The sequence below is a fragment of the Segatella copri genome, assembly GCF_009494395.1.
Lineage (GTDB): Bacteria > Bacteroidota > Bacteroidia > Bacteroidales > Bacteroidaceae > Prevotella.
Map to the genome: position 1 here is coordinate 1 of NZ_VZCB01000101.1, position 25,618 is coordinate 25,618.

At 44.1% G+C, this 25,618-nt stretch carries 22 protein-coding genes and 1 riboswitch; of the genes, 13 read left to right on the plus strand and 9 right to left on the minus strand.

The window, feature by feature from the left end; translation table 11 throughout:
• Positions 1–56: 56 nt before the first annotated feature.
• Together tnpC and F7D73_RS14730 are read left to right on the plus strand one after the other, a co-directional pair.
• Positions 57–2,117 (plus strand): IS66 family transposase, encoded by a 2,061-nt coding sequence (gene tnpC / locus F7D73_RS14725; RefSeq protein WP_153125918.1) that lies wholly within the window; start codon positions 57–59, stop codon positions 2,115–2,117.
• A gap of 945 nt (positions 2,118–3,062) precedes the next feature.
• Complete coding sequence (locus F7D73_RS14730; protein WP_153125920.1) at positions 3,063–3,299, plus strand: hypothetical protein; 237 nt, start codon at positions 3,063–3,065, stop codon at positions 3,297–3,299.
• A gap of 304 nt (positions 3,300–3,603) precedes the next feature.
• On the opposite strand, the gene F7D73_RS14735 is transcribed toward F7D73_RS14730, so the two are convergent.
• On the minus strand, positions 3,604–3,858 hold the full coding sequence (locus F7D73_RS14735) for a hypothetical protein (RefSeq protein ID WP_153125922.1): 255 nt from the start codon (positions 3,856–3,858) through the stop codon (positions 3,604–3,606).
• A gap of 289 nt (positions 3,859–4,147) precedes the next feature.
• Here F7D73_RS14735 and F7D73_RS16275 point away from each other — a divergent pair, with 289 nt between their 5' ends.
• Entirely contained in the window at positions 4,148–6,934 is a 2,787-nt protein-coding gene (locus tag F7D73_RS16275) for a DEAD/DEAH box helicase (protein WP_228117764.1), read from the plus strand.
• Positions 6,935–7,033: 99 nt separating this feature from the next.
• Here the strand turns inward: F7D73_RS16275 and thiH are convergent, their stop codons facing one another.
• From thiH to thiS, 5 genes are read right to left on the minus strand one after another with little or no spacing between them, the layout of a single operon-like run.
• Positions 7,034–8,173, minus strand: coding sequence for a 2-iminoacetate synthase ThiH (gene thiH, locus F7D73_RS14750; protein WP_089542782.1), 1,140 nt, complete (start codon positions 8,171–8,173; stop codon positions 7,034–7,036).
• A 4-nt stretch (positions 8,174–8,177) separates the two neighbouring features.
• Entirely contained in the window at positions 8,178–9,872 is a 1,695-nt protein-coding gene (gene thiC / locus F7D73_RS14755; protein ID WP_022121899.1) for a phosphomethylpyrimidine synthase ThiC, read from the minus strand.
• A gap of 39 nt (positions 9,873–9,911) precedes the next feature.
• On the minus strand, positions 9,912–10,685 hold the full coding sequence (locus F7D73_RS14760) for a thiazole synthase (RefSeq protein ID WP_153125924.1): 774 nt from the start codon (positions 10,683–10,685) through the stop codon (positions 9,912–9,914).
• Between the two features lie 30 nt (positions 10,686–10,715).
• Positions 10,716–11,366: a thiamine phosphate synthase gene (locus tag F7D73_RS14765; protein WP_153125926.1), complete on the minus strand. Its 651-nt coding sequence runs from the start codon at positions 11,364–11,366 to the stop codon at positions 10,716–10,718.
• A 32-nt stretch (positions 11,367–11,398) separates the two neighbouring features.
• Positions 11,399–11,596 carry a sulfur carrier protein ThiS gene (gene thiS / locus F7D73_RS14770; RefSeq protein WP_153125928.1) on the minus strand — a complete coding sequence of 66 codons (198 nt, stop codon included), beginning with the start codon at positions 11,594–11,596 and terminating at the stop codon, positions 11,399–11,401.
• A gap of 189 nt (positions 11,597–11,785) precedes the next feature.
• Positions 11,786–11,881: riboswitch (TPP riboswitch) on the minus strand.
• Between the two features lie 199 nt (positions 11,882–12,080).
• Between thiS and F7D73_RS14775 the strand changes: the two genes are divergently transcribed.
• The 4 genes from F7D73_RS14775 to F7D73_RS14790 all read left to right on the plus strand — a co-directional run bounded on the left by F7D73_RS14775 (position 12,081) and on the right by F7D73_RS14790 (position 15,598).
• On the plus strand, positions 12,081–12,959 hold the full coding sequence (locus tag F7D73_RS14775; RefSeq protein ID WP_153125930.1) for a M48 family metallopeptidase: 879 nt from the start codon (positions 12,081–12,083) through the stop codon (positions 12,957–12,959).
• A gap of 22 nt (positions 12,960–12,981) precedes the next feature.
• Positions 12,982–13,434 carry an NfeD family protein gene (locus F7D73_RS14780; RefSeq protein WP_153125932.1) on the plus strand — a complete coding sequence of 151 codons (453 nt, stop codon included), beginning with the start codon at positions 12,982–12,984 and terminating at the stop codon, positions 13,432–13,434.
• Positions 13,435–13,504: 70 nt separating this feature from the next.
• Entirely contained in the window at positions 13,505–14,455 is a 951-nt protein-coding gene (locus F7D73_RS14785; RefSeq protein WP_153125934.1) for an SPFH domain-containing protein, read from the plus strand.
• A 30-nt stretch (positions 14,456–14,485) separates the two neighbouring features.
• The gene (locus tag F7D73_RS14790) at positions 14,486–15,598 is read left to right on the plus strand and encodes a UDP-N-acetyl glucosamine 2-epimerase (protein ID WP_153125936.1); all 1,113 of its coding nucleotides are present in this window, start codon (positions 14,486–14,488) and stop codon (positions 15,596–15,598) included.
• Between the two features lie 97 nt (positions 15,599–15,695).
• Here the strand turns inward: F7D73_RS14790 and F7D73_RS14795 are convergent, their stop codons facing one another.
• Positions 15,696–16,616 (minus strand): hypothetical protein, encoded by a 921-nt coding sequence (locus F7D73_RS14795; protein WP_153125938.1) that lies wholly within the window; start codon positions 16,614–16,616, stop codon positions 15,696–15,698.
• 220 nt (positions 16,617–16,836) lie between these two features.
• Between F7D73_RS14795 and F7D73_RS14800 the strand changes: the two genes are divergently transcribed.
• The 6 genes from F7D73_RS14800 to F7D73_RS14825 all read left to right on the plus strand — a co-directional run bounded on the left by F7D73_RS14800 (position 16,837) and on the right by F7D73_RS14825 (position 22,908).
• Positions 16,837–17,613: a peptidylprolyl isomerase gene (locus F7D73_RS14800; protein WP_153125941.1), complete on the plus strand. Its 777-nt coding sequence runs from the start codon at positions 16,837–16,839 to the stop codon at positions 17,611–17,613.
• A 33-nt stretch (positions 17,614–17,646) separates the two neighbouring features.
• Entirely contained in the window at positions 17,647–18,864 is a 1,218-nt protein-coding gene (locus F7D73_RS14805) for an L-serine ammonia-lyase (RefSeq protein ID WP_153125943.1), read from the plus strand.
• An 82-nt stretch (positions 18,865–18,946) separates the two neighbouring features.
• On the plus strand, positions 18,947–19,900 hold the full coding sequence (ftsY, locus tag F7D73_RS14810; RefSeq protein ID WP_153125945.1) for a signal recognition particle-docking protein FtsY: 954 nt from the start codon (positions 18,947–18,949) through the stop codon (positions 19,898–19,900).
• Positions 19,901–19,914: 14 nt separating this feature from the next.
• Positions 19,915–21,216: a 30S ribosomal protein S12 methylthiotransferase RimO gene (gene rimO, locus F7D73_RS14815; RefSeq protein WP_153125947.1), complete on the plus strand. Its 1,302-nt coding sequence runs from the start codon at positions 19,915–19,917 to the stop codon at positions 21,214–21,216.
• A gap of 10 nt (positions 21,217–21,226) precedes the next feature.
• Positions 21,227–21,517, plus strand: a complete 291-nt coding sequence (locus F7D73_RS14820; protein ID WP_153125949.1) for an HU family DNA-binding protein — start codon at positions 21,227–21,229, stop codon at positions 21,515–21,517.
• Positions 21,514–22,908, plus strand: coding sequence for an HU family DNA-binding protein (locus F7D73_RS14825; RefSeq protein WP_153125951.1), 1,395 nt, complete (start codon positions 21,514–21,516; stop codon positions 22,906–22,908). The genes F7D73_RS14820 and F7D73_RS14825 overlap by 4 nt, the downstream gene beginning before the upstream one ends.
• A gap of 168 nt (positions 22,909–23,076) precedes the next feature.
• Here the strand turns inward: F7D73_RS14825 and ligA are convergent, their stop codons facing one another.
• Both ligA and F7D73_RS14835 read right to left on the minus strand, forming a co-directional pair.
• Positions 23,077–25,062 (minus strand): NAD-dependent DNA ligase LigA, encoded by a 1,986-nt coding sequence (gene ligA / locus F7D73_RS14830; RefSeq protein ID WP_153125953.1) that lies wholly within the window; start codon positions 25,060–25,062, stop codon positions 23,077–23,079.
• Positions 25,062–25,583, minus strand: coding sequence for a GNAT family N-acetyltransferase (locus tag F7D73_RS14835; protein WP_153125955.1), 522 nt, complete (start codon positions 25,581–25,583; stop codon positions 25,062–25,064). The genes ligA and F7D73_RS14835 overlap by 1 nt, the downstream gene beginning before the upstream one ends.
• Positions 25,584–25,618 lie beyond the last annotated feature (35 nt).

The window sequence follows — 25,618 nt, forward strand, 5'->3', positions numbered from 1 at the left end:
TCATTCAAGTTTTTTATATTACTTGCTTATAATTCGAAAATTTTATATAAATTTGTATGGTAAACAATAAGGTAAACGATATGTTTGAACAGCAACAAAATACAGGGAAAAGTACGTCTTTGGCAGAGAAATATGCCAATGCCGTAGGCCAGTTGTCCGATGCCAATGATCGGGCAGCGCATGCAGAGCATGACCTGCAGGTGGAGCGCATTACTCGTCAAGACTTGATTGACGAGGAGGTGGCTCGCCGTGTTGCTGAAGCAGAAGAACGTATCAGAAAAGAGTTGGAAGCTCAATTAGCAGATAAGACCAAGGAGTTGGAGGAACGTAATAAGGCTTTGGATAAGCGTGAGTCTGATGTAGATAAGAAAGCGGAGACAATCGCCCAAAATGTAAGTGAACAGGTTCGCCAGCAGATGTCTGCAGCTAAAACCCGTTTCGAGAAAACTGCGCTGAATCGTTTGGCTGATATGTTTGACATGTTCATGCAGGCGTTCATCGCCCTTGGTGACAAGGATTCTTCCAAAGGTCAGGAACTGTTGCAGAAGTATCAGCTTGCGGCAAAGGAAGCGCATGAGTCTTTGACGGATGAAATCAAGGATAAACTGGCCAAGGTTGAAGCTAAAAGCAAGTCTAAGACCGAGCAGATAGCCTCTCTTGTCAGAATGATATTTACTCAAAAGCGTGAGCGGGTAGTCTTTAGTAAGGAAGAACGTGATACCATCTATGATAAGGTAATGGCATCAGTTGAGTTCACTGATGAGGAAAAGAAACGTTACCAAGAGTGCCGTGAATTCTGTGAGGAATATCGCAAGCGCAAGGCTATAAAGAAGCTTTTGAATAGCCAGAAGGAACAGAAGGGGCATGGACGAAATCCTATACCTGAGGATATGCCTCGCTTGGAGGAAAAGGTACTTTGGCCTGAAGGCTATATAGGACATGAGGATGAATATGTAATCGTTTACCAAGGCAAGGTGCAGGAGTTTATCGTGCCAGCCAAAGTACGCTACTTTGTTCAGCCATATCGTCGTCCTGTTGTTCGTCGCAAGGATGATCCAATGCAGAAACTCTTGCAGTCTCCATGCTATGAGGACGTATTTTGGAAGAGTTATGCTTCGGCAGAGTTGTTGGCACAGTTAGAGTGTAATAAGTATGTTCTTCATCAGCCGTTTAACCGGCAGATAAAGAAGATGAAACAGGATGGCTTGATACTCGCTCCTTCAACTGTTGATGACTGGCATCAGGGTGTATGCGACAAGATAGAACCTCTCTACAATCTGCAGATGGATCGGGTAATGTCCAGTTTGCTGCTTGGTGCTGATGGCTCTCCATTCCCGATATTGGACTGCGAGAAGCATAAGACGGTAAATCATTACTTGATTCAATATCGTTCTGTGGCGACAGGCATCCCAATCTTCATGGTTAATACGAAAAACAAGCATGGTAGGGGTACTGCTGACATCATGGACAACCTCAAAGATTGGAAAGGTGTGGCGCTGATGTGTGATGGTTACTCTGGCTATGATTGGCTGAAGAAGATAAATGGTCGCATATTGTGTCGTTGTGTCGTTCATGCCCGAAGACCAATGGAACGAGCCTTGAAGGAAAATCCTAATCTTGCAAAGATAGGTATTCTCTTCTACCAGAACATTAACCTGATTGAGGAAATGATAAAGGAGAAGAAACTTGAGGGCGAGGAGAAGGCACAGTTCAGGAAGGACAATGCTGAGCCACTATGGGAGGACTTCAAGCTATGGGCTGCAAGTGCCATCTTGGATGTGCCAAAAGACAGCAATATATACCAGGCATTGAACTATATGTTGCGCAACTATACAGAGTTGACCAATTATATAGACATCCCAAATATGCCATTGGATAACAATGATACCGAACGCCTGATCCGTGACATGGTGATGGGTAAGAAGGCTTATTTGTTCTGCCGTGACTTGGATGCTTGTAAGCGTGCAGCAATGATGTACTCCTTGTTTGGAGCATGTAAGGTGCTAGATAAAAATCCTGAGCGTTGGCTTTGTTATGTGTTGAAGCACATAGATTCTACGCCTGAGGATAAACTTTATACTCTTCTTCCTGAGTTTTGGGAAGATGAAGAACAATAAAAATGAATTTAATATTTAGTCAAATTAAGGTATAACCTCCATTAGCTTGTGCTGATGGAGGGCTAAATTGCGTATTCTTGTCTCAAAATTAGAAAAATGATGCCGCCGTGCAAAGGTACAACATTATTTTGAGATTTGCAATACGGAGTTGAGCGGATACTTACAATAGTCGTGGTCGTAAACTGTCTCATGATATTCCTAGAGAGAAACGAATGCGTAGGTATCCTGCTGTACTTATAGGAAGGCTTGGAATTAATGTTGACTTTCGTCATCAAGGTATAGGGTCAGAATTATTGGATTTCATTAAATCTTGGTTTATTGATGAAGAAAATAAAACTGGATGTCGTTTTTTGATAGTTGATGCCTATAACTGTATGGTTCCATTGGATTTTTATCAAAAGAATGAATTCTTGTTTTTGTTTTCGACGGAACAGCAAGAAGCTGAGAATCTTGGTTATGACATGACCAAGTCGTTGCATACGCGCCTCATGTATTACGATTTGAAGAAGTTAACTTCAAATTGAAAAACGTATTAATTCTATGCGCCATTTGTATTATCAGAAGTTTGACAAGAACCAGAGTTTTTTCTGTCTAGAGTTTTTGAGCTGTCCTTCCGATTTATGTGTTGAAGTGGAAGTATCATGCCTTGATGACAGAAGCACTTTTAGTTAAAGCTGCTTTAAAAATCGAAAAAGTCTAATTTCTTAAAATACTCTGTATCCCCAGTAAACACTGGGGATGGAGTGCTATTGCCTTAGGGGTTGGATGCTTACATAGTGATCGTAAATATATAGGTATATCACCATTACAGCGTAAGGTTTTAACACATTAAGTATTTACCTTTGCATCCGAATTCTTAAAAATCAGAATTATGGAAACAAAGGAATACTTCGAAAAGGTGATACAGGACTTTAACCAGAACCGTAGAGGTCGAAACATGCGTCCTTGGCTGATTTTCACCAAGCTCTAACAAAAGAAGAAGGTATTATTCCTAAAAATAAAGGAGATGAAGGGAGAAAGAAGTTCTTTGTAGTTGTGGGTAAAGACCAAGAAGGAAATGCGATTGGTTTTGTACTTGTCAACTCAGAAATTAATAAGAATGATTTGGTAGAAATAAAAAAGGCTATTTGTTCTTATGAGAATGTTTCCATGAAGTTGTTGAAACGTTTTGGATTGATATAACTGGGAAATTTATTGTGATTTTCTTGGGTGAAGGAGTATACTTAGCAATCCTTCACCCTAATAACGATACAAAATAACTTTTTTCGAAAACCTACCCATATCTAGAAAACACAAAAGGATTAGAATTTAATTTTTTAATTATATACGATAAGATTGGCTGAGCTTTGAATAAAAGCTCGGCTCATCTTGTTGGCTTATTTGCATTTAATGCGCTGGTTCTGGTATTGTGGAATAATATGAATACATCTGTTGTCTTATTGAACTTATTGCGAATTGCGGATAAAGGCTTTAGAAAATTCGATTTTCATACGCTTAACCACTTTTCAAAATCTTCTTGTTCTTCTTTATTGGCACGGATGAGACCCTCTGGCTGCTCTTTTCTTAATTTGGCATAGAGCTTTGCATCTTCGTAATCCTCGGCTATACCATTAAGTATATCCTCAATATAGTTTTTGAGGTTGGTTCCCTTCTGAATAGCCATTATGGATAGGGTCTTAAAAGTATCATCTTTTAAGTCGATGATCTTTCTTTTGGAAGGTGTTACTGAAACTGTACTCATAAATGTATTTATTTAAATGGTTCTACTTTTTGCAAAGATACATAATATATTCCATATATATGATATATCTCTATGTAAAATTAACAAAGATTTAAAGTTGAAGGAATTTCTTGGTGTTTTAGAATATGTTTATTAGCATAGACCAATCAATGGGCTATGCTGATGAGTTTACTACCTAGAGCTGTAGTCATGGCATTCTCAAAGAGAATCTATTGGTATCGCTGATATTATCCGGAGTAGTCAAACAATATGGCGAAAATATAACAATATTTAATTATAATTTGAAAATATGAATGTAATCAAGCTTTTTGATTACCAAGAGGATATGAAGGAACGGATTGAGAAGGCGTTGCGCCTTCATCGGTCCGTGATGGCACAAATGCCAACGGGTACGGGAAAAACGGTTCTACTCGCTTCGGTCGTAGAATCGTTTTTGAGGGAACATTCCAATTGTCATGTTTGGATTGTTGCCCATAGAAGGGAGTTGGTTTCTCAGATTCGAGAAACCATTCAAAGAGTTTTTTCGAAAACCCACCCGTCCTCCCTTACCCTTAAGGGAGGCTCCACCTCTTTCCCCAAGCCCCTTTCCCCTCAGGGGACAGGGGATGTAACCGCTCCTCCTCGTCGCTCGGAACCGCTACGCTCTAAGGATGGCGGACCATCAAAGGTCTCGCCAGATTGTTTGTCGGCTGGCGCATTAAAGGGGGCGTCAAAGGTCTCGCCAGATTGTTTGTGCGGTGTAAACCGCCTTGCTGAAAAAGAGGATGATACTTCTTTCAATTTGATAGAAAAGCCGTTGGATTCTTCACTCTTCACTCTTCGTTCTTCACTTATAAAGGCTGTGTCGATACAATGGTTGTCGAAACACTATGACGAGATAGAGGAAGAACCGGGAATGATAGTGATTGACGAGGCGCACCATGCGCTTGCCAAGACTTACAAGGGAATGTGGGATAGATTCCCGAAAGCTAAATTCCTGGGACTGACGGCTACACCTTGCCGATTGAATGGTAAGGGATTCACGGATTTGTTTGACGTATTGGTGCAGTCGTGGAGTGTTCCTGAGTTTATCAGCAAGGGAAGATTGGCGACATACGATTTCGTGAGCATCAAATCGGATGGTGTGACGCAAGGGCTCATTGATTCCTTGCAGAAGCGAGGAGCAGATGGTGATTATCAGAACAAGGAGATGGATCGGGTTTTGAACAAGAAACCGAGCATTGAAAGGCTTTATAAAAGTTTTGAGAAGTATGGCAAAGACAGGAAGGGCATCGTGTATGCCATCAATATCAGTCATGCTAATGCTATTGCCGAGTTCTACAGAGAACACGGCATCGCGGCTGTTGCTATTGATAGTAAAACGCCAAGTTCTTTACGAAAAGAACTTATTGAAAGATTCAAAGCTTCTTCTAATACTTCTCAATATTTTTCGAAAACCCACCCGTCCTCCCTTACCCTTAAGGGAGGCTCCACCTCTTTCCCCAAGCCCCTTTCCCCTCAGGGGACAGGGGATGTAACCGCTCCTCCTCGTCGCTCGGAACCGCTACGCTCTAAGGATGGCGGACCATCAAAGGTCTCGCCAGATTTTTTGTCGGCTGGCGCATTAAAGGAGGCATCAAAGCCCTCGCCAGATTGTGCGGGATGGGACCGCCTGGGTGCTACTTGTTTGCGGGCTGCTGATGGGGCTGCTCCTATACAAGTATTGGTGAATGTGGATATCTTCTCGGAGGGCTTTGACTGTCCGGATATTGAGTTTGTGCAGTTGGCTCGTCCTACCTTGTCGCTTGCCAAGTATCTGCAGATGGTAGGAAGAGGATTGCGAGTAGCCAGGGGAAAGAAGAGCTGTGTGATGATAGATAACGTGGGATTATACCGGGTGTTCGGATTGCCATCACAGGTATGGAACTGGAATGCGATGTTTGAAGGAAAGCTGAAAGTTGGCAAGAAGAAGGAGACTGCCAAGGAAAGAGCGTTTTTCCAGGGAAGTGAGGAGCAAGAGGGGCATCAGGATGATTCTGATTCGGAAATGGAGATGGTGGTGAGCCATGAGGAGTTGCTCCAGACGCTGCATTATCGAGAGTTTGTGGACAGTAGAGGGGAGTTTGCCATCATCAAGCTTCCTGATGGGAAGATGACGGTAGTGAACCGGCAGGGAGAACAAGTCTTGGAGCCAGGCGATTACCGTGACATGAAGCTGTTGGATGGCAACATCCTGTTCTACCGACATCGCAGAAAGGAGGTCTGCTATTATGACCTGTTGTCTGGAGCTATTATTGACGATGGTCCCAATGTTTACGATGTTCCAAAGGTGGTTACGCTAGAAGGTTGGGAGTTCATCAAATATGGAGATGTTTATATGTCTCGCACCTACGAACATTTCTCTTGGCCATATTGCCCTTCCAAATATGACCTGTTCAATTTTGGGGATTACCTGATATATCGTTATAATTATTTAGTAGATAGTGGTTGCCAGGAATGGTACTATTATGAAGGAGGCAAAGGCTTGATGATGAAGGCTACTATAGATAGTAATCGAGTATGTTTCTTGCGTGGTGATTATGAACATGTGTATTGGAAGTGTGCCACTCTTCATTGTGGTTGTATCGTGGTTATGGACAGCAAGCAGGACTACTACCTGGTGGATTCATATTTGAAGAAGACCTATATTGGATGCAATAACCCAAAGAATGAAAATGAAGATCTTCATATTGTAATGCCTCGCCTTGGCAAGAAATACTTTGATGAGATGATGTTACAGGAGAAGAAAAAGGAAGCAAGCGAGATGATCCTTTTGCATGAAAAGTCTGTAGCAGGACATGTGGAATTATATCAGGCTGGAAAGAAATGGGGCATAAAAGTGGATGGCAGAGTTGTCGTGCCACCCCTTTATCGCAGCATAGCGCAACCTGTTGGTGCCTATTGTGCCTTTGAAGAGATTCCAAGATATTGGGGTATTATGACCTTAAAAGGCAAGGTGATAGTTGATGCCAAATATGAGAAGGTCGAGATTCGTGATGGAGGGATCGCCGTGGTAACTGATATCACGGGGAAAACACAGACCATCCATCTGAAATGATCTATTATAGGGGCGTCAGTCTGAGAATATTAACAAAAAAAGAGTGTGTCATGAATTTATGATACACTCTTTTTTTTATTCTGTTTAATTACATCTTCTTTATCCGTTTGCGATATTTCCGAAGAAATCGAATGAGGCATCCCAATCCTTCCAAACTGGTTCTCTGCCCAATTCCTTCAATCTCGCATTGATTACCTTGGCGGTACGCTCATCGCTTACGGTGAACTGCTCCAATGCCTGAGGATAGGTATGATAACCACCAGGATTTACCTTTGATTCTGCCGACATGGTGGTGACACCCAGTGTTGCCATGTTGTCACGGATGTAGGCAGGCTCACGGGTAGAGTAGGAGATATCTACATCGTGGTCGAAGATACGCATGGCGAAAGTTGCCTGTGCCAACTGCTTATCGGTCATATAGCAGTTTGGCTGGAAACCTTCGTTCTGTGCAGGGCGCATACGAGGGAAGTTCACGCTGTACTTGGTCTTCCAGTAATGCTTCTGAAGGTAGCGCAGGTGATGAGCCATCATCACAACATCCGTGCGCCACTCCTTCTCCAAGCCGATGAGCACACCCATACCGATGGAGTGTACGCCTGCCATACCCATGCGGTCGAAACCGTCGCAGCGCCACTCAAACTTGCTCTTCATGCCACGTGGGTGGTAGAGCTTGTAGTGCTCGTGGTTGTAGGTTTCCTGGAAACAGATTACGCCGTTCATACCATGGTCGGCGAGGGTCTTGTAATCCTCTGTAGAGAGCGGCATCACCTCAATCTTCACGTTAGAGAAATACTTCTTGGCAATGTCGATGGCCTTGGCAAGATAAGGGGTGCCAGCCTTTGCCGGGTTCTCGCCCGTAACGAGAAGGATGTTCTCGAATGGAGCCAACTGCTTGATGGCCTTATACTCGTTCTCAATCTGCTCTGGGGTGAGGATGGTACGAGCCATCGGATTCTCACGATGGAAACCGCAATACACGCAGGAGTTAGAGCATGAATTGGTGATGTAGAGAGGAATGAACATCGACATGGTCTTGCCGAATCGCTCCTCGGTATATTTGCGGGAAAGACGCGCCATTACCTCCAGGTATGGCTCGGCTGCCGGTGAAATCAGCGCCATGAAGTCGTTTACATCGCAATGGTCCTTGGCAAGGGCACGGCGCACATCATTATCGGTCATTCGAGCAATGCGCTCCGTGGTCTCCTCCCAACTGATATTCTTTAATTCGTCTGAAAACATTTTCTTACTTTTTAAACTTTCTCAAATCGTGTGTCAACTTGGCTGCGCAGAAGTTTGGACCACACATGGTGCAGTACTCACCGTCTGTATGACCTGCCTCCTCGAAATACTTCAAGGCAAGTTCTGGGTCGAGAGAGAGGTGGAACTGGTCTCTCCAGCGGAACTCGAAACGTGCCTTGGAGAGGGCGTTGTCGCGGATGGTTGCGCCTGGATGACCCTTAGCTAAATCGGCTGCATGAGCAGCAATCTTATAGGTTACCACACCTGTGCGCACATCTTCCTTGTTAGGCAAGGCGAGGTGCTCCTTTGGTGTTACATAGCAGAGCATGGCGGTGCCGAGCCATGCAATCTGGGCGCCACCGATGGCTGATGTGATGTGGTCGTAACCTGGAGCGATATCGGTAACCAATGGGCCGAGGGTGTAGAATGGTGCCTCGTGACAGTGGTCGAGCTGGCGCTCCATGTTCTCCTTGATCTTCTGCAATGGCACGTGACCAGGGCCCTCGATGAATGCCTGTACATTCTTGTCCCAGGCACGGGTAACGAGTTCGCCCATGGTATCCAACTCGGCAAACTGGGCTGCATCGTTGGCATCGGCGATACAGCCAGGGCGCAGACCATCGCCCAAAGAAAGGGCTACGTCGTACTGTGCCACGATGTCGCAGATATCGTCGAAGTGCTCATAGAGGAAGCTCTCCTGGTCGTGATAGAGACACCACTTGCTCATGATACTACCGCCACGGCTCACGATTCCGCAGAGACGGCTATCGGCGAGATGCACGTTGTGGCGACGGATGCCGGCATGGATGGTGAAGTAGTCAACACCCTGCTCGCACTGCTCGATGAGGGTATCACGGAATACCTCCCAGTTTAGATCCTCTACCTTGCCGTTTACCTTCTCCAAAGCCTGGTAGATAGGCACGGTTCCTACTGGTACAGGACAGTTGCGCACAATCCATTCACGGGTTTCGTGGATATTGTCGCCGGTAGAGAGGTCCATCAAGGTATCGCCTCCCCACTTGCAAGACCATACAGCCTTATCCACCTCTTCCTCGATGCTGGAGGTAGTGGCAGAGTTACCGATGTTGGTATTGATCTTCACGAGGAAGTTGCGGCCGATGATCATCGGTTCGCTCTCTGGGTGGTTGATGTTGGCAGGAAGAACGGCACGTCCGCGTGCAATCTCATCACGCACATATTCAGGGGTGATATGGGTATCGATGCCCAACTCCTGGCAGTTCATGTTCTCGCGGATAGCCACGTACTCCATCTCTGGAGTGATGATGCCAGCCTTGGCATAAGCCATCTGAGTGATGTGCTTGCCAGCCTGAGCACGGCGAGGCAACTGGATGTGCTCGAAGCGGAGGTGGTCGAGGCTATGGTCAGCAAGGCGCTGCTTGCCATACTCGCTGGTAACTTCCTTGAGCTGCTCGGTATCGTTGCGGTCGAGAATCCACTGCTCGCGCATTCTTGGCAAGCCCTTCTTCAAATCTACCTGATAGTTAGGGTCGCTGTAAGGACCGCTGGTATCGTAGATGTAAACCGGAGCGTTTGGCTCTGTATGTGGAATGCCGCGCTCATCCTTCACAACAGTAGGAGTGAGGTTTACCTTGGTCATTCCAACCTTGATCTGTGGGAAAAGTTTTCCCTGCATATACGCCTTTTCTCTCTGGGCGTAAGCTTTCTTATCGTTTGGCATTATAATGTCGTTGTTACTATATATAAATAATGTGTAATATTAGTCGTTGAGGAATGCGGTGAGTGGAGAACTTGCCTCGGCACAATCGCTGATGGCTCCGAGACCAGCCTCGTAAGCACGGCGACCGCATACTACTGCCTCCTTGAATGCCTTTGCCATTTCTACAGGGTCTCCTGCAACGGCGATGGCTGTGTTGACCAAGCAAGCGCTGGCACCCATCTCCATGGCCTCGGCAGCGTGGCTAGGCGCACCGATACCTGCATCTACTACTACTGGAACAGTAGCCTGCTCGATGATGATCTGCAGGAAGTCCTTCATTCTCAAACCCTTGTTGGTACCGATAGGTGCAGCGAGTGGCATCACGGTAGCAGCACCAGCCTCTTCGAGGTGCTTGCAGAGGGTAGGGTCTGCCTGGCAATATGGCAATACCACGAAACCGAGTTTTACCAGTTTCTCAGTAGCCTTCAGCGTCTCGATTGAGTCAGGAAGAAGATAGCGAGGGTCTGGGTGGATTTCGAGCTTGAGCCAGTTGGTTCCGAAAGCTTCGCGAGACATCTGTGCTGCGAATACAGCCTCCTCGGCGTTGCGCACGCCACTGGTGTTAGGAAGGAGCTGGATATTTGGGTTCTGCACGATATGAGAGAGCAGGTCGTCCTGCTTGTCTTCGAGTTCGATACGCTTCATGGCAACGGTTACCATTTCTGTTTCAGAAGCCTTGATGGCTTCAGCCATGAGCTGGTTGTTGTTGAACTTTCCTGTTCCGAGGAAGAGGCGGGAGTTGAACTCTCGTCCTGCAATTACTAATTTTTCCATTTTTTTTGTATTGTTATTTTTAATGTTTGCTTATCTGAATTCCTTCATCATTTCCATGATATCATGGGTTTCTGATGCCGGGTTCTTGGCATTGAGGATGCTGCCGCTGAGGGCGATACCGTTAACTCCCGTCTTCATGATTTCGGGGATATCCTCCTTGGTGATGCCACCGATGGCAACGATAGGGATATCGATATTTTCTGCCTTCATCTTCTGGATGATCTCGTGATATCCTTCAAGACCGAGGATAGGCGAGAGCTTCTCCTTGGTGGTGGTGAAGCGGAACGGACCGCAACCGATATAATCGGCTCCAGCTTCATAGTGAGCCTTCACATCCTCGAAGGTGTTTGCCGTTCCGCCGATGATGAAGTCGTCGCCCAGAATCTTGCGGGCCTCGGCTATCGGCATATCGTTCTTGCCCAGATGCACGCCGTCGGCACCCACCTCTTTCACCAGTTCCACGCGGTCGTCGATGATGAAGGTAACATTCATGATCTTGCACCATTCCTTCACTTTGTAGGCGATGGGGCGCACTTCATTATCAGAGGTATCCTTCATGCGGAGCTGAACCCATCTGCAGAGTCCTGTTATCGCCTCGTGGATGCCATCCAGATAAGTCATCTTCTCATTCTGGTGAGAGATGAACTGCAGTTGAAAACTGTCTAAAGGTATTTTTGCCATAGTCCTGTAAACTATAAATTATAAACTGTAGCTTATCCTCCGCAGAATGCCTTGACAATCACGATGTCGGCCCCTTCCTGGATGAGATGGTTTTCCCATTCATCACGTGGCACCATTTCGTTACTGATGGCTACAGCGCAACCTGTAGCAGGAAGGTCGAGCTCCTGGGCAAGTTCCTTTACGTTCTTTGCCTGAGTTTCTGTCTCTTTGTTGTTGATAGTTACTTTCATAACAGTTCGTTTTTATGATGATATTCATCATGGGAAAAGAAAGATGTTTATCTTTCGCCATCAATGATAATCATCGTTGTTTACTCCTAATAATAATATGTAATCAACACGGAGAACTGTTCTTGAGAAAGTCCGGTATGAATAAAGCCCCTAATCCTAGCAGAAGTTGCACGGAATAGGGGCTCTATCATGATAAGCTTATATCGAATCCCTGCGACAGCATTATCTGTGTCAGGTTCAATGGGTATAATCTCAGCCGAATTTTCAGCACCCCGTGATAATCGTTCGCAAAAGTAATGATATTCTTGGAAAGGAGCAAGAAAGGTGGTTGATTTTTAGGTAATATTAACGATAGAAGGATAAAAGGTCATACCTTATTGAAATAAATGAGAATTTTTGTTTAGTTTTTTGTTGAATTATTTGGTGGTTTCAGCAAGATATATTAAATTTGCAGTGTAAATATTTTAAAAAGTTATAGGTAAAAATGAAAAGTATTAAAATGATGGCTTTGACAGCAGTTACAATTCTTGCGCTGTCATCTTGTGGTACCACTCAGCAGGTGCCTCTTACTGGTAGAACTCATCGCATCTCGGTATCCGATGAGCAGGTCTTGAGCTTGTCTAATCAGGAATACACCAAATATATGGCATCGGCTAAAAAGTCGACAAACGCTGCCAATACTGCCATGGTGCAACGTGTAGGTAAAAAGTTGGCTAATGCTGTAGAAACTTACCTGAAGAATAATGGCTTTGCCAATGATGTGAAGAATTATGCATGGGAGTTTAATCTCGTACAAGATAAAAACGTCAATGCATTTTGTATGCCTGGCGGTAAAATCGTTGTTTTCGAAGGTTTGTTACCTTATACTCAGAATGAGACTTGTCTGGCTATTGTGTTAGGTCATGAAATTGCGCATGCCGTGGCTAAGCATAGTGCCGAGCAGTTGAGTAAGCAGCAGAACCAGCAGGTAGGTACTGCCATTGTGGGTAGTGTGTTGAATCAGGCTGTAGGTAATGGCGTTGGCGATGTGGCTAGTGCCGTAGCCGGACAGTATTTCTCTTTCCGCAACTTGAAATATTCCCGTGACAACGAGACTGAGGCTGATTACATGGGACTTATCTTTGCTGCCATGGCAGGTTACGACCCTCAGCAGGCAATTCCATTCTGGCAGCGCATGTCGCAAGGTAAGAGCGCCAACCAGAGTGATATCTTCAGTGATCACCCTTCGGACGCCAAGCGTATTGCTGCTCTTCAGAAGGAAATGCCAGAGGCTTTGAAGTATTACAAGCCGGCTACTTCTACCTCCAAGACCGTGAAAACCTGGAAGGTGCCTACTCATAAAACAACTAAAAGAAGAAAGTAGTATTCACTAAATATTAACAACTATGATGGATTATATTTCACAAAATCTTTGGCTGTTCTGGACAGTAATCATGTTCATCTGCCTTATACTGGAGTTGTCTTCGGGTGACTTCTATGTTACGTGCTTTGCCATCGGAGCTTTAATCAGTATTCCTGTGGCCGTGATGGATGCTCCCTTCTGGGTTCAAGTAGTGGTATGGGCCGTTTGCTCGGTATTGAGCATTCTCTTGATTAGACCACATCTTGTAAAGGCAATAAGACATGGGGCAGATAACAGAAAGAGCAATTATGATGCTTTGGCTGGACAGATTGGAGAAGTGAGTGAAACCATCGTGGCTGGCGGTTTCGGACGCGTGAAACTTGATGGCGATGACTGGAAGGCACAGGCTCCTGATAGTACTGAAGACTTGCAGGTGGGTCAGCGAGTAAGGGTGCTGGGACATGAGTCTATCATTCTGAAAGTAGAAAAAGTTTAATTCTTGTTTTCTGGGAAGAATTAATTATAAAGGTAGAAATAATAATTATTCACTTAATATCATAAACATCATGAGCATAGGAATTTATGTACTTGCGGCTCTCGTATTGCTCGCACTTGTCGTGGTTAAGAAAACCATCGTTATCATTCCTCAGAGTGAAACGAAAATCATTGAGCGTCTGGGACGTTATTACGCCACCTTGAAGCCAGGTATCAATATCATCATTCCTTTTATCGATCATGCCAAGGAAATCGTGGCTATGAGAAATGGAAGATATACTTATACCAACAGCATTGATCTCCGTGAACAGGTATATGATTTCGACCGACAGAATGTGATTACTAAGGATAATATCCAGATGCAGATTAATGCCTTGCTGTATTTCCAGATTGTAGACCCATTCAAGAGTGTATATGAAATCAACAATTTGCCAAATGCTATCGAGAAGTTGACTCAGACTACTCTTCGTAATATCATAGGTGAGATGGAATTGGACCAGACCCTGACCTCTCGTGATACCATCAATACCAAACTTCGTGCGGTACTGGATGATGCTACCAATAAGTGGGGTATCAAGGTGAACCGTGTAGAGTTGCAGGATATTACTCCACCGGAAAGCGTGTTGCAGGCAATGGAGAAGCAGATGCAGGCAGAACGTAACAAACGTGCCACCATCCTTACCTCTGAAGGTGAGAAAGAGAAGCAGCGTCTGCTTTCTGAGGGTGAGAAGGCTGCCATCGTCAACAAGGCAGAGGCTGCCAAACAGCAGGCTATCCTCAGAGCTGAAGGTGAGGCAACAGCCCGTATCCGCAAGGCAGAGGCAGAGGCTATTGCCATTCAGAAGATTACAGAAGCTGTGGGACAGAGTACTAATCCTGCCAACTATCTTCTTGCCCAGAAGTATATTGCCATGATGCAGGAAGTGGCTCAGGGTAAGGATAATAAGGTGGTTTACCTGCCTTATGAGGCTACTAATCTGATGGGATCTATTGGTGGTATCAAAGATTTGTTTAAAGGTTGATTTTTAATAAACGGTACTTTATTATAAAAAATGAGTAAGAATATATGTATTGTAGCTGGTGCCAGACCAAATTTTATTAAGGTGGCACCAGTCATTAGAGCCATTCGCAATGCCCAGAAGTCGGGCGTTGATGTAGAATATCAATTGGTTTATACAGGAAGAAAGGATGATCCAACACTGGAAGCGTCTCTCTTTACTGACTTGGATATTCAGAGTCCTGACGTTTTCCTTGAGGTGGATTGCGAGAATATGAATGAACTGACGGGTATGGTAATGGCTCAATTCGAGCGTTATCTTCAGGATCATCCTACGGATGTAGTTATCGTTGTTGATGACCTGGCTTCTACCATGGCTGTTGCTATCGTAACCAAGAAGCAGGGCGTGCAGTTGGCTCATATTGCTGCAGGAACCCGCAGTTTTGATATTACGATGCCAAAGGAAATCAATCGTCTTGTGATTGATGGGCTTTCTGACATTCTCTTTACCGCTGGTATTTCCAATAACAGTATTGCCAATAAAGAGGGAGCTGAGCTTTCCAAGGTGTATATGGTAGGTAATGTGCTTATCGACAATATCCGATTCCTACAGCAGCGCATGCAGCGTCCTGCGGTGATGGATGAGATGCATCTGGAAGAAGGCAAGTATATGGTGCTGACCCTAAATCGTAAGGCGATAGTCAATAACATTGATGAGATGAAGAGTCTTATCACAGTTATTGATTCCGTGGCTCGAAAGGCAGGCATCAAAGTGGTTGCTCCATTGCGTGGTAAGGCATTGGGTTTCGTTCTGGCATTCAAGGCTTATCAGGATGTTGCCGATCATCAGTCGGGCATTATGGTGGTACAACCACAGGGTTATCTCGAGTTCTCATATCTTACCGCTCATGCGATGGGCGTCATTACAGATTCCGGTAATGTGGCTGAAGAGGCAACCTTCAATGGTGTGCCTTGCATTACGCTCAACAGTTATACCGAGCACATGGAGACTGTGACTGTAGGTACCAATGAACTGGTGGCAGAGGACCCTGAAAAATTGCAGAATGCGATGGAAAAGATATTGAATGGTGAATGGAAAAAGGCAGGTATTCCTGACAGATGGGATGGAAGATCGGCAGAACGCATCGTTCAGATTCTTGTTGAATAATCCTTTGAAGAAAGGGGATTCATATAGCATGGTAAAGCGCCCTGAAAAGGCAGAAGCATTGATACTTAATGCTCTTGCTTTTTCAGGGCGTTTTTTTTTATTTTGCTGTATTATTTGGCGTAGGATAATCGTATTTCTTGAAATAAGAAGGAGTTTTATTGTCATACCAGATACCTTCTACATTCAGACCGATGGAGAATGTTTTCTTGTCATTGGTGTATCTGATGCCACCGCCTAACACGTTGGCTCCCGGTACTCCCATGCCATAACCTCCAGGCATAATGCCGTGGCTCCAATAACCTGGATGCATTCCAAAGCCATAAGGACCGTAACCGTAGGCACCATATCCGTATGGACCGTAACCGGCATATCTGCCATAGATTGAGTTGTAATTATTGGCAACGCTCAGTTGACCATATACGTAAGCCTCCCAATTCTTGTTGATTTTATATCCCAGAATGCCATAGAGACCACCGTCATGATAACTGTCGCCTCCATAATTGGTATTTGTAAGATAAACGCCCAATGCCATCCATAACTTTTCGTCCTTACTGAGTGGTGTAAGATAGGTGGCATCTATCGTCTGGGTAAACCCGCCACGATGAGGCGCATGCTTGCCGAAGGTGGCAAAGGCAGAAAGATCAACCGACATATTGAGTCCTTTATGAAGTCCCCAACCGTAATCTCCCCATCCATATCCGTAATCGGTTGGAGTAGGATTGGAAAGGCAAAAACTTGTCTGAAGGCTATCTTGTGCAGAACTGTATACTGCCGTTGGAGCAAGTCCATTAGATGCGGATTCATTGATATGTCGTAACGGAACATAAGAGTTCTGCATAGGCTTTCCGCTATAAATCATCTTGTTGCCATCCTGTAGAATGGTATCGCCTGGCAAAATCCAATCTTCACGAGGACTGTCAAGACTATGCAAAGGCCCGAAACTGATTTGTTGGGCGTATGCATGGGTCATCATCAGACAGGCCGACATGAAGAGGATATATAGTCTTTTCTTATTCATTGTATATTGTTTTTTATAAATTCTTTACTCAGATTCCTGAAATCCCAGATTCAGAATGCCATGACCGTCATGTAATTCTACTGAAAAGCAAGAAATAAGACGTAAAGTTGTATTTCAGACGCAAAGTTATAAAGAAAGTTTGAGAAACACTCATCTTTTTAGAATAAAATCGTTATCTTTGCACTCGATAACATAAATAAGGGTAAAAATTGAAGAAAAAATGAAAAAAGTATTCTCTTTATTCACTATTTTGCTCATGATGACTGCAACAGCCGTTCATGCTCAAAATGCAAATATGGGTTCAAAAGGAAATTTGATGGACAAGGCAGCTCTGGATAGTACCATGCAACTCTTGCCTTGGGAAACTCCTCATGATCCAACCTGTCATCAGGTGATGATCGAAACCAATATGGGCAATATTCTTGTGGCGTTATATAATGATACACCGAAGCATAGAGATAACTTTCTGAAACTTGTGAATTCCGGATTTTACAATGGCTGCATCTTCCAGCGAGTTATCAAGAACTTTATGATACAGGGTGGTGACTATTCGACCCGAAAGGTGACTCCAGGAAAGGTTGAAAAGTTTGATGTTGATTATACCGTGCCAGCAGAAATCATTTATCCTAAATACTATCACAAACGCGGTCAGCTTTGTGCTGCTCGTGAAGGAGATGATGATAACCCAACCAAGGCTTCGGCTTCTACTGATTTTTATATCACTTGGGGTCGCAATTTCTCTCCACGTCAAATGGAGTATACCGTCAACAAAATGAAGAACGAGGGTAAGAACTATGCCATTCCTTCTGAGCAGATTCAGCAAGGATATATGAAGCATGGAGGTGTGCCACATCTCGATAACGGCTATACCGTCTTTGGAGAGGTGCTGGAAGGCTTGGATGTGGTAGACAAAATTCAGAATGTAGCCACTAACAAAGAAAATAACGACCGACCTTTAGAGGATGTAGTAATCCTCAAGGCTACACAAGTAAAATAAAATCTATAAATAACTGAAAAAAACATTATTACGATGAAATCTTTAAAGGAATTGTACAGAATAGGTAAGGGACCATCCAGTAGTCATACCATGGGACCTCAGCGTGCAGCAAAGCTGTTTATGGAACGTTGTGCAAATGCCTCTACTTACGAAGTTACCCTCTATGGAAGTCTTGCGGCTACTGGTAAGGGGCACATGACTGATGTTGCTATTGAGGAGGTCTTCAGGCCGCATAAGTTAGTTCACATCATTTGGGAGCCACAGACCTTCCTGCCTTTCCATCCAAACGGGATGAAGTTTGTGGGTAAAGATCTGAATGGTGATATTATTGAAGAGTGGACGGTTTACAGTATTGGTGGTGGTGCTCTTTCTGATGGCACAGATGGCCATGATGAGTTGGGGGCTAAAGATATATATGATTTGAATACCATGCACGAGATTCAGCAATGGTGTTATGATAACGGCCGAGCATTCTGGGAATATGTAGAAAAATGTGAGGGTAGTGATATTTGGAATTTCCTCGGTACTGTCTGGCAAACAATGAAACAGTCCATCCGTAATGGATTGGATCATGAAGGCGTATTGCCTGGTCCTCTCAAGCTTCAGCGCAAGGCTGCTACTTATTTTATCAAGGCAAGGGGCTATCGTGCCTCTTTGCAGAGTAGAGGATTGGTTTATTCGTATGCTTTGGCAGTAAGTGAAGAGAACGCTTCGGGTGGTACCATTGTTACTGCTCCAACTTGCGGCGCTTGTGGAGTGTTGCCAGCGGTACTTTATCATATGCACACGGCCCATGACATGAGTGAACAGCGCATCCTTCGTGCTTTGGCTACTGCCGGATTGGTGGGTAATATCGTGAAGCATAATGCTTCTATCAGTGGTGCAGATGTTGGTTGCCAGGGTGAAGTAGGTGTGGCTTGTGCAATGGCTTCGGCTGCAGCCTGTCAGCTCTTTGGCGGAAGTCCTGCACAGGTAGAATATGCTGCCGAGATGGGTTTGGAACATCACTTGGGAATGACCTGCGATCCTGTTTGTGGCTTGGTTCAGATTCCTTGTATTGAGCGTAATGCCTTTGCGGCAGCCCGTGCTTTGGATGCAGATCTCTATGCTTCCTTCTCTGATGGTCATCATAGTGTTTCATTTGATAGAGTGGTGGAGGTGATGCGCCAGACAGGACATGATTTGCCTTCTCTTTATAAGGAAACGAGTGAGGGTGGACTGGCTAAAGGTTTCAATATAAATAAAAATTAATTGAAAAGTTTCGCCTCAAATGGCAGATGTATACATTTTTTTTCGTATCTTTGCAGAAAATTATAGCTATAAAAAATAAATAATGGGATTATTCGGATTTTTCAGTAATAAGAAAAAAGAAACTCTCGATAAGGGTTTGGAAAAAACCAAAGAGAGTGTTTTCGGAAAATTAGCTCGTGCGGTGGCTGGTAAGTCGACCGTAGATGACGATGTGCTTGATGATTTGGAGGAAGTTCTCATCACTTCTGATGTTGGTGTAGAGACTACCGTGAAAATCATTCGTCGCATCGAAGAGCGTGTAGCACGTGATAAATATGTTTCTACTTCAGAGCTCAATCAGATCTTGCGTGACGAAATCGCCAATCTCTTGTCTGAGAATCATTCTGATGATAATGATGATTGGGATTTGCCTAGCGATCATAAACCATACGTTATTCTCGTGGTTGGCGTGAATGGTGTAGGTAAGACTACCACCATAGGCAAATTGGCTTACCAGTTTAAGAAGGCTGGCAAGAAAGTTTATCTCGGTGCTGCCGATACATTCCGTGCGGCTGCTGTAGAGCAAATCTGTATTTGGGGCGAACGTGTCGGGGTGCCTGTTGTAAAACAGCAGATGGGTAGCGATCCTGCCAGTGTGGCTTTTGATGCTCTGCAGAGTGCTAAGGCTAACGGTGCTGACGTAGTTCTGATTGATACAGCCGGTCGTCTTCATAATAAGGTGAACCTGATGAACGAGTTGAAGAAGATTAAGGAAGTGATGAAGAAGGTGCTTCCTGATGCACCTGATGAGGTAATGCTGGTTCTTGATGGCAGTACTGGTCAGAATGCCTTTGAACAGGCTAAGCAATTTTCGGCTGTTACCAATATCACTTCGCTTGCCATCACCAAGCTGGATGGTACAGCAAAGGGTGGTGTTGTTATCGGTATCTCTGATCAGTTGAAGGTACCTGTTAAGTACATTGGACTTGGTGAGGGTATGGAAGATCTCCAGCTTTTCAATAAGCGTGAGTTCGTTGACTCTCTTTTTAAGAAATAGTAGTGAAAAAATAGATGAAGAAAAATCAGATAGATATTATAACTTTGGGTTGTTCGAAAAACCTGGTTGACAGCGAATTGCTCATGAAGCAGTTTGAGGCCAACGGTTATCATTGTACTCATGACCCAAAGCGTCCTCAGGGGGAAATAGCCGTTATCAATACCTGCGGTTTTATAGAAGATGCCAAGCAAGAGAGTATTGATACCATTCTGGAGTTTATCCAGGCTAAGGAAGAAGGAAAACTGAAGAAACTTTATGTAATGGGTTGTCTTTCACAGCGTTATCAGAAGGAATTGGAAGCTGAAATGCCTGAGGTTGATAAGTTTTACGGCAAATTCAATTATAAGCAGTTACTTCAGGAATTAGGTAAGGCTGACGTTCCTTCCTGCGATGGACACCGTCATCTTACTACTCCTCGTCATTATGCTTATGTCAAGATAGCAGAGGGCTGTAACCGTCATTGTGCCTATTGTGCCATCCCAATCATTACAGGAAAACATGTTTCTCGCCCTAAGGAGGAGATTTTGAATGAGGTTAGGGAGTTAGTGGCAGAAGGAGTTAAGGAATTTCAGATTATTGCTCAGGAATTAACCTATTATGGTGTTGACCTTGATGGCAGGCATCATATCACAGAGCTTATCAGCGAAATGGCTGATATTCCAGGCGTGAAATGGATTAGATTGCATTATGCTTATCCTAATCAGTTCCCTATGGATCTGCTCGATGTGATGCGCGAGAAACCAAATGTCTGCAAGTATCTTGATATAGCGTTGCAGCATATCAGTGATCACATGCTTTCCCGTATGCACCGTCATGTGTCCAAGCAGGAGACAATAGATCTCTTGAAGGCTATCCGTGAGCGTGTGCCAGGAATTCATATCCGTACTACACTGATGGTTGGTTTCCCAGGTGAGACTAAGGAAGACTTTGACGAATTGATGGATTTTGTACGTGAGCAGCGTTTTGAGCGTATGGGAGCCTTTGCTTATTCTGAAGAAGAGGGAACCTATAGTGCTACCCATTATGAGGACGATGTGCCTGCAGATGTGAAGCAGCGCCGGCTTGATGAACTGATGATTCTTCAGCAGGACATCAGTGCTGAAATAGAGGCAGAAAAGGTAGGCAAGGTCTTAAAGGTTATCATCGACCGTAAGGAAGGTGATTATTATATAGGTCGTACAGAATTCTGTTCTCCGGAAGTAGATCCAGAAGTATTGATTCGTGCTACGGAGAAGCGCCTGCGTGTGGGTTGTTTCTATAATGTTAAGATTACTGCAAGCGAAGAGTTTGACCTCTATGGTGAAGTGGTGAAATAATAAATGGCTTATGAATAATAAGGAATTTGTCGCTGAGTTGGCTCAGCAAACTGGTTATTCGCAAGATGACACTCAGAAGTTGGTACGTAAGGTTATCGATGCTATGATAACTGAGTTTGAGGATGGCGAGGTTGTCGCTATCCCCAATTTTGGTACGTTTGAGGTAAAGAAGCGTATGGAGCGTGTGGTGGTTAATCCTACTACCAAAAAGCGCCAGTTGGTGCCACCGAAGCTCATATTAGGATTTCGTCCGGTAGCTGCTGTCAAGGAGAAACTTAAAAATGGAGGGGATGCTGTATGAGTAAGAATAGTCTGAATGGATTGGCTGATAAATTGGCCGAGAAGAGTGGGCTGAGCCAGATTGAGGCAGAACTTTTTATTCGTAAAATGTTTGATGTCTGTCATCAGGGGCTTGCTGCTGATAAGATAGTCAAGATGCGCTGGCTCGGTACTTTCAAGGTTACTTCCGTGAAGGAACGTGAGAGTGTAGATGTGAATACGGGTGAGCGTATCGTTATAGAGGGACGTGATAAGATTTCCTTTACTCCTGATAATATTCTCAAGGAAATTGTCAATAAGCCTTTTGCTCAGTTTGAGACTGTGATTGTGAACGACGGTGTTGATTTCGAGTCAATAGATAAGAAATATGAGGATAGTTTAGAGGATGAGGAGCAAGAGGAATCTCTTGAGAAACCTAAGCCTATAATAGAGGTTGTTGAACCTACGGAAACTCCTTTACCGGACGTTGTTTCAGAAGAAACTACACAGGCTGAAGCTGTTTCCTCTTCAGAACCTACTACTAGTGGAGTTATAGATTTTCTGGATGTTCCTGAAAATCCATCTGAAGATAGTAGTGTGGTGGTGGTTGGTGAAGACTCGACGATTGAACCGCAGACAACTGTTTCTCAGGAAGTACCAACGGAGGAGATTTCTTCATCTGTATCAGATGATATTCAGGCAGATAGCAGGGAGGAAAATTCTAATGCAGAAATTGAGGCTGAGACTGATGCAGAAATTGAGGCAGATGATGAAGTTGAGATACGTCGTCGTCATTTCATCATTCCAAAATATGTGGTGATTATTGCAAGCTTCACCTTATTATTATTAATAGGAGGCTTGGGATGGTTTGCCTTCAATTACGGGCAGATGTCAGCTCAACGTGATCATCTTGAATTGCAATTGGCGCAATATAAGACGGATAAGAATGTCGTAGCGAAGCCTGCTAATGTGAAGAGTCAAGAGCAACTTCTTCTGGAAAAAGCAAGACAGGACAGTTTGCGTATGGCAAAGGCAAATGATGCCATTAAGGCTGCAGAAAGAGCAGATTCATTAAAATCGGCTGCTGTAGATAAAGAAAAGTCTGTAAAGAACTTGAAAGCTGATGAAAAGTCTACAGAACTTAAAAAGAAGTCTGCAACAGATAAAAAGCAGGATAAGGCAGCTGAACATGCAAAGGTAGTGTCAGATAAATATGACAGTGACCCAAGGGTTCGTACTGGTGCCTATCGTATCGTAGGTGTAGACCAGGTAGTAACTGTTGGCGAGCATCAGACAATGGCTACACTCAGCAAGCGATATTTAGGTCCTGGTATGGAATGTTATATTGAGGCTCTTAATGGTACCTCTACTATTAAGAGTGGACAGAAGGTCAAGATTCCAAAGTTGGAATTGAAAAAGAAAAAGGCAAAATAACATTTGTGTTTATACCAGCTGAAGGGGGATGAGTGAAAGTTGTATGATTCACTATCCGAAGAAATAATACGCCCTGTAAAGGCAAAGGCTTTCATTTTCATGCTTTTGTCCTTACAGGGCGTCTAGATAACAATAAGGGAATACCCGTTTTCACGAGATGCTCTTTTCTTATTCTTCTCCAAATTGTGCAATGAATTGCTCTTCGGTTATGATAGGAATATTCAATTCATGCGCTTTCTTATTCTTTGAACTTTGTGATTCTGCATCATTGTTGATGAGATAATGTGTGCTCTTGCTCACACTGCCAGTCACCTTTCCACCTTGGCTCTCGATGTATGCTTTCAGCTCATTGCGATTTTTATAATGATGTACATCTCCCGTAACTACGAATGTCAAACCATCACACTTCGTACCTTTTTCTATAGGCTCCTGCTTCTCGATGACGAGATGTGGAAGGAGGTGCGCTACATGAGCTCTATTGTCTGCATCATGGAACCAGTTGATGAACTTAGCACTTTTTTCCGGTCCAATGCCATCAATGTCAGCAAAGTCATCACCAAACAAGCTGGTGCTGTTTTGGGCTATATCTATCAATTCCTCTAACGGGTAGCGCTCTATCAATTTCTTGGCAACATCGCCACCGCAAAGGGGAATGTTGAGCGCATAGAGAAGATGACGACCATCGGTATGACGGCTTTTTTCTACACTGTTCAGTAAATTGCTGACGCTTTTCTTGCCAAAGCCTTCAAAGTTAGAAATTTTAAAGACTTTCTCAGGTTCTCTGAGTTTATAGAAATCAGCATATTCGCTTATTAATCCTTCATTTACGAATTTCCAGATAGTCTGCTCTGAAATCCCTTCGATATTGAGACCTTCTTTGCTGACGAATCTGGCAAATTTCTTCAGTTGCTTTGCTGCACAATGTGGGTTTGTACAATGTAGGGTTTTTGTACCGCTCTCGCTTTTCTGTACTTTGGCTTCAGCATGGCAAACCGGACAGAACTCAGGTATTTCGAAAGTTCCTATAGCTTCAGTGACATGAATCACTTTAGGAATAATCTTATTTGCTTTAATCACCTGCAATTTCGTTCCCTTACCACCGATACCCAAGCGCTCACATTCGCTTACATTGCAGAGAGATGCACGTTGCACAGTGGTTCCTTCCAACTCTATTGGCTTGAAAACGGCAACAGGCGTGATGGTATTTGCAGCACAAGACCATTCGATATGGTCTAATTCTGTATCTGCATGCTCGTCTTGCCATTTAAAGGCAAAGCCAGCTCTGGTTGCATGATGGCCCGTAACAGAACCTGTAGCACCATACACGGTATCATCGTAGCAGATAACCAGACCATCGACAGGAAATGGATTTTTCTTGTTGGTTACCTTTTTGGTAAAGACATCAATTTCCTGTAGGATGTGGTCTTCCGTAGGATGCTCTATCAACTGTCGTTCCACAGGATGTAGTCCCAGGTCTTCCAATAACTGCATACGTTTTCCCCACGATGTGATTTCATGCTCGGTATATACCAGTGTAAATGGAATCCATTGTATATGGCGCTGCTTAATCACTTCTACATCTTTCAGTGAGAGGGAGCCTGATGCCAGGTTTCTAGGATTGGCATAGTCGCCTTCACTTTCAATGATGAACTGTTCGAAATCGGCATAGGAGATGACTGCCTCACCACGTATAACAAGATGACCCTTCTCCTTGATTGTTGCTGGAATACCACTGATAGCTGGAGCCAGGTGGGTGATGTTGGTGCCGATATGTCCATTACCACGTGTTACCACCTTGCTAAGACTACCGTTATCGTAAGTTACCACCAAAGTCAGACCGTCCAGCTTCCAGGAAATCCATATCGGGCGGTCTTCAGCCCACTTGACGAGATCGCTCACCTTTTTTGTCTTTGCAAGGGATAGTGCTGCAAATTCATGCTCTTCTTTCTGACCGGCAATCTGGTCTTCAGAAACTTTATTGGTAGGGGAGTCGGGTAGTATTTCACCAGTTTCCTCTTCCAGTTTTTTCAGTTGGTCGAACATGGCGTCCCACTCGTAGTCGGTCATCCGTTCGCCTTCACCATTATAATAAGCAAGAGAAGCTTGATTGAGTCGTTCAACCAAGCTTCTCATAAGTGATATTTTATCGTTCATTATTTTTCAATTTCCATAGTCGTTTTTTCAAATGCAAATCTCATACCTCTCGTTCCGTAGTTTACTTGTCCGCAGATGCAGAATCCCATTGAAGAGAGAAGATTTATCATAGGTAAGTTGTCATGATTGGTATCAACCTTGATACTTGGTACTTTTTCTACTTCGCAAAGGCTGTTAACCTTATCGATAAAGATTCGAGCCAATCCTTCTCTCTGGAACATCGGCAAAGTAGCGAAACGATGAATTACATAGTAATCTCCATTCGTTAGCCATTCTCCTTTAAGGAAGTCATATTGTGGTTCTCCGTTCAGCATGACGGCACCATAGACAGCTACTTGGTCATCAACCGTGATGACAAAAGCATTACCATTGTCTATGTCGTTTTGAATGTCTTTAACAGACGGATAATCGTTAGTCCACTGGTGTCTTCCAGAAGCAATCATGAGTTTTCTTGCCTGGTCTATGACATTCCAGCAAGCTTCAAAATCTTTTTTGTATGCAGGTCTGAAGTCAGTCTTCATATTATCTTTTCTTTTATTATATTAACTACGCTGCT